Consider the following 10852-nt stretch of genomic DNA (forward strand, 5'->3'; position numbering starts at 1 on the left):
CATGCAAAAAAAAATCATGAAAGTAAATGCATCGGACAACGTTGCGGTCGCTTTGGTCAATTTAAAGGCAGGAGAAGTAATCTCTTTTGAAGGACAGGACATTAAAGTACTGTCCGATACAAAATCGAAGCATAAAATAGCTCTGGAAAAATTTGGATCGGGCGCCAGAATTATCATGTATGGCGTTTTGGTAGGTTCTGCCAATGGAGCTATTGAAAAAGGCGACGTTTTAACTACCGAAAACGTAAAGCACCAAAGCGAAAAGGTATTTGGAAGGACTGAAACGCTTAGCTGGACCCCGCCAAATGTTGACAAATGGAAGGACCGGACGTTTTTGGGCTATCACAGGGAAGATGGCCAAGTGGGAACGGAAAACGTATGGCTGTTCTTCCCATTGGTTTTTTGTGAAAACCGGAACGTCGAAACCTTAAAAGAGGTTTTTGAGAAAGAGCTTTTAAAGCAAAAGGTAAACCCTTACCAATCATTGCTACGCTCATTGGTAGGCGGCGGTGAAGAAACTGAAGTGGCTTCAACATCCACAGATGTTTTTGAGAATATCGACGTGAAGTTCATCACCCACCCGGGCGGCTGTGGCGGTATTAGACAGGATTCTGAAAGTTTAGCCCGATTATTGGCAGGTTACGTAAACAACCCGAACGTTGCAGGTGCAACCGTTTTAAGTTTAGGCTGCCAAAATCTTCAGATAAGTGTTTTTAAAGAGGCTTTGAAAAACATCAATCCAAACTTGAAGAAGCCCGTTCTTATGTTCGAACAGCAAAAAATGGGAACGGTTAACGACATGTTATCCACCATAATAAAAGAATCTTTTGAAGCCATCAAAAAAGCGAATAACATGGAACGCAAACCGGCACCGTTATCTAAGTTACGGGTAGGTTTGGAATGTGGCGGTTCCGATGGGTTCTCGGGCATATCCGCCAACCCAACTTTAGGCGCCGTTTCGGATATGCTGGCGGCCTTAAAAGGAACGGCCATTCTATCCGAATTCCCAGAACTTTGCGGCGTGGAGCAAGAATTGGTAAACCGGTGCGTGGACGACCAAGACGGCAAAAAGTTCTTGGAATTGATGAAAGCCTATGAAAAGTCTGTTATAGATGCAGGTTCAGGGTTTGACATGAACCCATCGCCCGGGAACATAAAAGACGGGCTAATTACCGATGCCATGAAATCGGCAGGCGCTGCCAAAAAGGGTGGGACCTCACCTGTGCAGGACGTTTTGGATTATGGCGAGTATACCACCAAACCGGGCCTGAATTTATTGTGCACGCCAGGCAATGATGTAGAGAGTACAACGGCCATGGTAGGCTCCGGGGCCAATGTGGTCTTGTTTACAACAGGTTTGGGAACGCCCACAGGAAACCCCATTGCCCCAATCATTAAAGTGTCTTCAAACACAGAGCTTGCAGAGCGCATGCCGGACATTATTGATATTGAAACAGGGGCGGTCGTTCGCGGCGAAAAAACCATTGAGGAAATGGCCGATGAGATGCTTGAATTTATTATAAAAGTAGCCAGTGGAGAAGTTCAGACCAAGGCAAAATTATTAAATCAAAATGATTTTATCCCTTGGAGAAGAGGCGTTTCGTTGTAGAACAAAAGGTTTCAAGAAATTGAAAGCTTTTTTGCATGAATTAGTACAGATTGATCTAATTTTAAATTTCTAATATAATTGCTTCTAACCTGAGTTCTATAAGCAAGAATCAAAATAACTGAATATCAATCACATTCGTCATTGCGAGACCCAATAAAAAAAATTATCAAGCTATATTGTTGACAATTAAATTGAATTTGAAACTGAAAATTTGAATATATGGATGGTCCCCTAGAGGGGACTTTAGGGGGTTTTTAAAATTTGAGCACTATTTATATATTTGAAAATCAAATATATAAAATACTTGTCAATGGTAGGAGGCACGACGAAGCAATCTGCTAATACTTTATTTCAATTTTGATTTAGTTTCAATTTTAAGAGATTGCTTCGCTTTTTTTCCAATGAAAAAGCTACCATTGACATCGTATTTAACTAATTTAAAATCAAGTATTTATGAAATATCATTTTTACTGCTTGAATTTTTTTTCTTGGGGTCTCGCAATGACAAAATTATTAAACTTCTGATTATTAATAGTATGCACTAATTCTTATGTCGAACTTAGGTTAGTGATATAATCGATATTCGGATTATCATTATCTTTTAAAACATGGATGCCTGCTGAATCACTAGGTGTATTTCCCTCCGTACCCAGGCAAACCATGTGGTTTTTGTCCAAACTTTTTATAAATGCAGCCGTTTTTTGCGTCCAAGCTCTAAAAGCATCTGGCACATCATAACCACGAGGCTCGTTGGATAATTGCCATGCCATAATGGTAGGATCATTTTTATATCGCGCACCTGTAATGGAATTTTTTCTGTTGATGGTTTTCTCCAGATGGTTTTCCATCAATTTTTTGGCAGTTTCATTAGTATAGAATAGTTTCGAATAATTTGTAAAATCATCCCAACTGGTGTCTTCATCTTGTGGAAAAGGAATGGTGCCTTGTCCGCTCCATTTTAAATATTGGGGAAAACCACCGCTCCAAGTCCAAAAATTACCCATAACCATAACAGCGGTCATGTTTCTTTTTGCCATTTCAGAAAGTAAAAAGTCCAAACCATCCCAAAGATCTTCATTATATTCACCAGGACCCGTTTGTAATGCGGGGTGAATGGCGTACCTCATGTCTTCATCCCCTTCACTAGCTGCCAAAATCCTTAAGTTTGTAATACCATTTTTTTGTAATTGGTCGAGTTCGCTTATCAAACGTTTTTGGTCGCCATTTTCAGGCGCCCCTAAGTTCATGCCTTGCCAATAGTTGGCCCCAATAAAAGTATAAGCTTTATCGTTTTTTATAAAATTTCCGTTTTCAACTTTTATAAAAGAATTTTGACCGGGTTTTGTTGTTATTTTAGAAGTTTTACATCCAAATGAAACCAGCACGGTTGATGCTATGATTATGGATAGAAGTCTGTTTTTTCGCATGTTATTCATTTTGTTGTAAATGTTTTAATTCAACAGTGTTTATATCCAGTTTATTTGCTGAAGATAAGTCCACCCATTTGGTTTCATGGGGCAGCAAATCAAAATAGTTATCGGACAGAAAAACCGATTGGTTTGGGAAGTTTAAATATAAATCCTTTACCAATTTGTCGGCTGAAACTTTTAGGAAGCTTTTGCCATCTCTTTCAACCATTTCTGTTTTTATTACGGGTTCTTTAAACTTCAAACGTTTTGGTTCTTTAAAATAATAAAGATTCTCTGAACGTATATTGTCCGTACCTAAAAATTCAATTTTTAAGACCACTTTCTTCGAGTTTGCTCCTCTTAAAATTTTTCTTGTGGGTATTTCATAAATTTTAGTGCTTGTATTTTGAACGAGATTCACGGGCAGTGATCTTGAAGATTTTTCTTTGCCATTAAAATTTAACAGAGTCAGTTTTAAAGTACCTTCAGTATCTTTCAATAAGTCTGATACGCCAATAATTGCCATGTTTTTACCTATGGGTTTGGCACTTATCAAAATGGGTTCATAAGCTTTTTTTATGATGTAATGGGCTGCTTTCCATTTGTGGTAATAATCGGTGCTGCTCCAACTTGCTACGGGCCAACAATCGTTAATCTGCCAGTACATGGTACCCATACAATAAGGCATGGCACCACGATGTGTTTCTATGGCTGTTTTAAGGGCGCGTGCCTGTAATACTTGGCTCATATATAAAAAATCCTCAAAATTATTGGGCGTTTTATAGTAAAAGCCCATATATTCCTTAATACGCAAATTGCCAATGCCACTGCGTTGGTGCGACGCCATAACGGGACTTTCAATATTATAATCTTCAGGCAAAGCGTATTTTTTAACCGTTTCAAAGTCTGGAAACGACTGAAATCCGTATTCGCTCATAAACCGTGCTTTGTACTTTTCAAAATCCTCAAAAGAATGTAGCCCGTGCCATACGCCCCAATAATGCATATCGCCCGACGTGTTTTCATAACCGGCATGCTTTTCCGGTTCAAAACCAGCTTGTGGGGAAGATGGCCAGTATGCATCCCCATCAGTATAGGTTGTTACCACCGTGGGCAGTATATCATGAAAAATAGTGAGATATGTTCTTTGTATTTCTTCCTGTTGCGTTTGGGTATATAATTCCTTCCAACCCCATCCACCTTTTGTATAATGGTGCCACGCGGCATTTATTTCATTATTACCGCACCATAAAGCAATACTTGGGTGGTTCCGTAAACGTATTACATTATCTATGGCTTCTTGCTTGATGTTTTCCAAAAAAGGGGCATCTCCAGGATACATGGAGCAGGCAAACATAAAATCTTGCCAAATTAGCAAGCCATTTTCGTCGCAGAGTTTATAAAAATAATCATTCTCATAAATGCCGCCGCCCCACACACGCAGCATATTCATGTTGGCATCCACGGCATCTTTAATAACTTTTTCGTAATCGTTTTTGGTTACCCGTGGTAAAAAGTTGTCGTTGGGAATGTAGTTGGCGCCTTTTATAAATACCCGAATGCCGTTGAGTTCAAACAAAAAGGATTCGCCAATACTGTCTTTTTCACGAATCAATTTTAAGCTTCTTAAACCCGTTTCAGCTTCTTTTTTACAGATAATTTTACTTGTTTGGTCTAAAATTTCGACAATGAATTCATATAAATTAGGTTCTCCCAACCCTTTTGACCACCATAATTTAGGGTTTTCAATAGCAAACGGCAACGATACTTTTTGAATTCCGGTGTTAAAGTCCACATTTGAAGACGTATAAACAACATGCGTGCTTTGGTTTATTATGTTGATGCTACCCGAAAAAGGTTCATCAACTTCCAATTCTACATCCAAGATCAATTCTGCTAGGTCTTTTGTAACTTTGGGTTGTTGAATGAATACATCGGTTATTCTAAGATCGTTCCAAGCTTTTAAAATGATAGGTCGCCAAATTCCTGAAGTGACTAAACGTGGTCCCCAATCCCAACCGTAATGATAGGCGGCTTTTCGGGTAAAAACGGATACTTTTTTGTTGCCTATTTCGCCATTTTCAGATTGATCGTTGATGGCGGGATAGGGGTAAGGAGCAGTTTCCAATAATTCCAAGCCTTTTTTTATAGGGGAATGAAGCAGCACTTTCAATTTATTATCACCAATTTTAACCAAGGATTTGATATTCACTTCCCAAGTTCTGAACATATTATCCGCCTGCAATATCAAACTATCATTTAAAAACACATCGGCATAGGTATCCAAACCTTCAAAGTTTAACACCATGTTTTTCTTTTCAAATGCTTCCGTGGTGATGTTTAAATTGGTAGTGTATTCCCAATCTTTTTTATCGATGCATTGTTGTTGTTTTTCATTGGTGCGATAAAAAGGATCTTCAATAAAGTTATTCGCTATTAAGTCGGTATGGATAGTTCCGGGAACTGTGGCTTTCCCTGTAATTGTGCTATCGATTTCCCTAAAAATCCAATCAGTATCGATATTTTTCGTTATCATATTCGAAGATGTTTCTTGTGCTTTGCAAGGGTTTAAATAAGAAATTACCAAAACAAGCACTATTAGTTTTTTCATCATTTCTTTTTAAGAGTTATATCTTTTAGTTCAATGGATTTTTCTCCGGGAATTTTTACGGCGGAAATTTTTATGGTTTTCGGTCCTTTTGATACTTGTAATGTTCAGGAATGGTTTCAAATTTATAGTTGCCGCAATACTGGCTGTCGCTTTTTTCGCTATAGGTTCTTCCTCTAAAGTAGAGTCTTTATAACAATTAAAAAATAGGATGAGGCCCGATAAAAGCGTGATGTGGTGTAATTTTATCTTCATTATCTTTATGTTAAATTATTGAAAATTAATATTTAAGTAAAAATAAACCTAAAAAGGATGCTCGGTTAGTATTATTTTATCATTTGCTAATCCTATATTTCCATGCCAAAACCGGATGGATCAATAAAAAATCAAATATCACCATTAAATTTTGTTAAGAGTGATTTTTTGCTTTTTTTGAAGCGGTTATGTAATTATTATTTCACTATTTTTAACTAATAAACTTAAGTACATGACAAAATTTTAAATAATAAGTTCAAATCATTAAAAATGAGCTCCTTAATAATTCCTCCCCTTTTTTTAAGGGGAGGTGCCGATAGGCGGAGGGGTTAACGATAGAAGCTATTTAAATATCAACGAACTGTTTTTGTCATGTACTAAACTAATAAACATTATTTAATTCACAATTGAAGATCCAGGACTATTAGTTACTTATGGCTCTTAAAAAATAACAAATAAAATGACAAAATTATTTTCGCTTAGAGGAAAAATCCAAAATTATGCGTGGGGCGGAACCCAATTTATCCCTAATTTGTTAGGAATTGAGCCTGACAATAAAAAATATGCCGAATATTGGCTTGGTGCCCATAACAACGCACCTTCTGTTTTAATAACGAAGGAAGGCGAGAAACCTTTAAACACGTTTTTAAATTTAGATTTAAAGAACACCTTAGGAAACCGCATAGCAGATAAATTTGGGCGATTACCTTTTTTATTCAAGGTATTGGATGTGAATGACATGTTGTCCATCCAGGTGCACCCCACCAAAGCAGAAGCCATTAAAGGCTTTAAAAGAGAAAACGAATTGGGGATTCCGCTCAACGCCCCCAACAGAAACTATAAGGATGATAACCATAAGCCTGAAATTATGGTAGCACTTAGCGAGTTTTGGTTACTGCACGGTTTTTTGACCAAAGAAAAATTGGCAAAGGTACTTGATGAGGTTCCTGAATTTCATGCTTTACGTTCTGTTTTTAAATCGGAAGGATATTTTGGACTGTACAAAACCGTTATGGAGCAAACACAAGAGGAAGCCAATAAAATGCTTGGACCGTTAGCAGATAGGATATTACCGCTTTATGAATCAGGAAAATTAAGTAAGTCAAGTCCCGATTATTGGGCTGCCAAAACGGTTGCCCCGGCAAATGATGTATCTGTTTTGGATAAAGGAATTTACTCCATTTATTTTTTCAATATTGTGAAAGCAAATAAAGGTGAAGCTGTTTTTCAAGATGCTGGAATTCCACATGCCTATCTAGAAGGCCAAAACATGGAGTTAATGGCAAATTCTGATAATGTTTTGAGAGGCGGCTTAACGCCAAAGCACGTTGATGTTGCGGAATTGCTTAAACATGTGGTTTTTGAAGCTACCGTTCCCAACATTATGCAGGGAGAATTGCAAAGCGATGGCTTGGAGCGCATTTATAAAAGTCCTGCTTCCGATTTTGAATTGAGCCAGATTGTTTTAAATGCCACTTCAAATTACAAAGCAGAAACCAAAACGGCCCAAATTCTTATAGTTATTGAGGGGGAAGCTACTATTGCCGAAGGTACTACATCTCTAGCTATTAAAAAAGGAGACTCGGTGATTTTGCTTGCAAATAGTAGGTATCAAATCTCATCAACTTCTTACGCAGCGCTGTATAAAGCGACAGCACCTTAAAATTTATATTCGATTGAAATTAAGTACCTGAAACGAGCATGTTAAAAGCATTATCACCCAACGAAATGATTAATAGCGAACAGTCCCGATAGCTACGGAATGACCAATAAAAAACAATAATATAAACACATAAAAAATTAAATTAATATCAATGGAAAGCAATAAAAATTAAAAAGCCCGAAAACATTGGGTTTTCAGGCTTTTTGAATAATTCTAGAAGTGTTCTAGTGACCTGGCTGGGATTCGAACCCAGGACCCTTTCATTAAAAGTGAAATGCTCTACCAGCTGAGCTACCAAGTCGTGTTCTCCTTTACGAGGGTGCAAATATAAAATGTTTAATTAATAAAACAATACTTTTTTTGAAGATTTTTTCGTTTTTTTGCGTGGCTAATAGGTATGTTTTTAATAATCAATTTATAAGAAGAAAATGATTTTAGTTTTAGTTGGATATATGGCTTCTGGAAAGTCGGCCATAGGACGAGTTTTAGCCAATAAATTAAACTACAGGTTTATTGATTTGGATGATTTTATCGAAGAAAGCGAAAATTCAACCGTAAGCGATCTGTTCAAATTGAAAGGGGAACTGCATTTCAGAAAGCTGGAAACGCATTATTTAAACGAACTTTTGCATTCACAAAATAATTTGGTGCTTGCATTAGGTGGCGGCACACCTTGCTATGGCAATAACATGGATTTGATTTTAAATGCTGATCATGTGAAGAGCATCTATTTAAAAGCATCCATCCCCACTTTAATAGGCCGTCTTAAAAACGAGAAAAGCAAACGCCCATTGATTGCCCATATAGAAACGGCCGATTTACTGGCCGAATTTATTGGGAAACATCTTTTCGAGCGTTCACAATTTTACAGTTTAGCGCAGGTAACGATAACAACAGACCATAAATCTGAAAAAGATATTATTGAGGAATTGGTTTTTAAGCTATTCTAAAATAACCTCAAATTTTTTGCCATCCAATATCACGTTAACATGTTCGTGTAAAGACGTAGATAATGAAATACCTTTAAAATCGGCTTTCACAGGGAATTTTTTATGGTTCCTGTTTACTAAAACGGCTGTTTTAAATTGCTTTAGAGGCACGTTTAAAAAGTGCTTTACCCCATAGATCAAGGTAGTGCCTGAATTCAGAACATCGTCCACCAATACCAACGATCTGTTTTCATAATCTTCTGGTTTAATGGAGGTCTTAACGGGTTGCGACGGATTTTTTTTGTCAATACTTACTTTACAGAGTATCGGATTGATATCGGATATTTTCTCAAGTACAGATTTTAATTTTTTTGCAAAAATATATCCGTTACTATCAATTCCAGCTAAAATAACTTCGGTTTCATATACATTGTTCTCATAAATTTGAAAAGCAATGCGTCTAATTTTATGGTTGATCTCCTCGTGGTTCAATATCACATTGTTGGTAACATTCATGGTTGTTGCGTTGTATTAAAGTACTGTTTTAAAGTCACAGTTGACCGATTAAAATATTTTGTATTTGTTTAAATTATTGCTTTCGTTGCCTTTCCAGGGTTTTTGAATTATTTTGTTTAAAAAAAATAATAATATACTTTGTACTCTTTTTTTGTTAGAATCAAGTCTATGTTCTTTTCCCGATAGCTATCGGGACTATCAGCGTAGCGGTCTTAAATCTTAATTCGGACAATACTGTTTTAAAGTATAAAATTACTCATTTTTACGTGTTTATGTTATTTTTTTTCAGAGGAAGTTGCAAAGAGCAATCATTCTTCGGAGTCTGAATCTTTCAAAGGTGTTTCATCTTTAAAACCCTCAATAGCTCTTCTATCTTTTTTAGTGGGTCTGCCAACACCTTTTTTCCTATAATAATCTTTGGAGTATTTTAAAAGCTCTTGCGCTTCAAATTGCTCTTTAGGTGTGGTATCGGTTCTATAAATATCAACTAATTTGGCACCAATTCTACTTTCAGGAATATCATTAACAGTAAGGCGGTAGTTAATTTGGTCTTTTCTTAATTCAATAACATCTTGGGCATAGACTTCCCTGCTGGGTTTAACAACATCTTGGTTTACGCGCACATGCCCTTTTTTGCAGGCCGTTGTTGCCAGCGTTCTGGTTTTATAATACCTTACACACCATAAATACTTGTCTATGCGCATACAATTAAAATTAAAACTACGTTAATGTTGTTATGCAAAATTATATTTAAATTGTATCTTGCGCCTCAAAAATAAGGAATAATCGAATAGTCTCGATTTTTGAACTTTGTTTAATAAAAAATTTGCATTCGTCCTTTTTAAAAATTGAATAATCAAATGAACTTAAGAAAAATCAGTCTATATATTGTATTTTTGATAGTTGGTTTTGTATCCTGTAAAAAGGATGACACACCAACAATTGAACCTATTGTATTAAGAGACAGAGCAGAACAGAATCTTGCAGATATGGATTCCTTGAACAAGTATTTAGACACCCATTATTACAATGCTACTGATTTCGCATCGCTTCCAAACCCAAAAATTTCCGATATAATCATTATTAAGGTTTTAGATGGAGAAAATGTTCCTAGTGGCTATACGAAGCTTAAAACGGCTGTAGGAGAACCTAAAAAATTGGTTTATAAGAATATTGATTACGAATACTTTGTATTGGAATTGAATAAAGGAGGGGGAGATTCTCCAACATTTGCTGATAACATTCGTGCAAACTATGAAGGATTTACAATTGATGGAGCAGTATTTGATAGTCAAGGTTTAGTGAATCCAGTACAAAACCTTTTCGATTTAACTAAAGTAATACTTGGATGGACAAAAGTGTTTCCAGAATTTAATACTGCTGAATCTTTTGTTGATAATAGTGATGGCACGGTAAGTTTTACTAACACCGGAATGGGCATGATGTTCCTGCCTTCGGGATTGGCATATTTTCCTGACTTTACCAATAGCATAAGTCCGCCCTTATGGTATTCACCTTTGATTTTTAAGTTTGAATTATTACAGATGTTTCAAAATGATCATGATGGGGATGGTATCCCGTCTTATTTAGAAGATTTAAATGGAAATGGAGAGCTTGTTACAGCCGATTTTTTGGCAGATGACGATACCGATGGTGATGGAAAACCAAATTACTTAGATGCTGATGATGATGGAGACGGTATTTTAACCAAAAATGAAATTACTGTAACCAAAATTACAAAACCTACTGTAGAGGAAGTAAAAATGGTTTCTTTGGAATACAATCAGGTACTGTTAAACAAAATAGTTAAAGAACAAAACGGCGAATTTACAGGCACCATAATAACTTTTAAAGATACCGATG

General features: G+C 36.4%; 9 protein-coding genes and 1 tRNA gene. 4 read left to right on the forward strand and 6 right to left on the reverse strand.

Translation table 11 applies throughout. The features are described 5' to 3' along the window. Position 1: 1 nt before the first annotated feature. Positions 2-1609: a UxaA family hydrolase gene (locus tag ACU1LP_RS14310; protein WP_445734239.1), complete on the forward strand. Its 1608-nt coding sequence runs from the start codon at positions 2-4 to the stop codon at positions 1607-1609. Positions 1610-2157: 548 nt separating this feature from the next. On the opposite strand, the gene ACU1LP_RS14315 is transcribed toward ACU1LP_RS14310, so the two are convergent. The 3 genes from ACU1LP_RS14315 to ACU1LP_RS14325 are packed head-to-tail and all read right to left on the reverse strand — an operon-like array spanning position 2158 to position 5881. Continuing rightward, entirely contained in the window at positions 2158-3036 is an 879-nt protein-coding gene (locus tag ACU1LP_RS14315; RefSeq protein WP_445736614.1) for a glycoside hydrolase 5 family protein, read from the reverse strand. 1 nt (position 3037) lies between these two features. Further along, on the reverse strand, positions 3038-5632 hold the full coding sequence (locus ACU1LP_RS14320) for a beta-mannosidase (protein ID WP_445736615.1): 2595 nt from the start codon (positions 5630-5632) through the stop codon (positions 3038-3040). Between the two features lie 27 nt (positions 5633-5659). Next, entirely contained in the window at positions 5660-5881 is a 222-nt protein-coding gene (locus tag ACU1LP_RS14325) for a hypothetical protein (protein WP_445736616.1), read from the reverse strand. 460 nt (positions 5882-6341) lie between these two features. On the opposite strand from ACU1LP_RS14325, the gene manA reads away from it, so the two are divergent. Beyond that, positions 6342-7544, forward strand: coding sequence for a mannose-6-phosphate isomerase, class I (gene manA, locus ACU1LP_RS14330; protein ID WP_445733630.1), 1203 nt, complete (start codon positions 6342-6344; stop codon positions 7542-7544). Positions 7545-7772: 228 nt separating this feature from the next. On the opposite strand, the gene ACU1LP_RS14335 is transcribed toward manA, so the two are convergent. After that, positions 7773-7845, reverse strand: a tRNA-Lys gene (locus ACU1LP_RS14335). Positions 7846-7972: 127 nt separating this feature from the next. On the opposite strand from ACU1LP_RS14335, the gene ACU1LP_RS14340 reads away from it, so the two are divergent. Continuing rightward, the gene (locus ACU1LP_RS14340; protein ID WP_445733629.1) at positions 7973-8494 is read left to right on the forward strand and encodes a shikimate kinase; all 522 of its coding nucleotides are present in this window, start codon (positions 7973-7975) and stop codon (positions 8492-8494) included. Here ACU1LP_RS14340 and ACU1LP_RS14345 read toward each other — a convergent pair. Further along, the gene (locus tag ACU1LP_RS14345) at positions 8486-8989 is read right to left on the reverse strand and encodes a phosphoribosyltransferase family protein (protein ID WP_445736617.1); all 504 of its coding nucleotides are present in this window, start codon (positions 8987-8989) and stop codon (positions 8486-8488) included. The genes ACU1LP_RS14340 and ACU1LP_RS14345 overlap by 9 nt on opposite strands. Positions 8990-9297: 308 nt before the next feature. Beyond that, a complete protein-coding gene (locus tag ACU1LP_RS14350) occupies positions 9298-9693 on the reverse strand; it encodes an RNA-binding S4 domain-containing protein (RefSeq protein ID WP_445732976.1) in 396 nt (131 codons plus the stop codon). A 156-nt stretch (positions 9694-9849) separates the two neighbouring features. On the opposite strand from ACU1LP_RS14350, the gene ACU1LP_RS14355 reads away from it, so the two are divergent. Further along, positions 9850-10852 (forward strand): FKBP-type peptidyl-prolyl cis-trans isomerase (locus ACU1LP_RS14355; RefSeq protein ID WP_445736618.1); only part of this gene is annotated, 1003 nt, incomplete at its 3' end.

This window comes from Mariniflexile sp. (assembly GCF_052728615.1).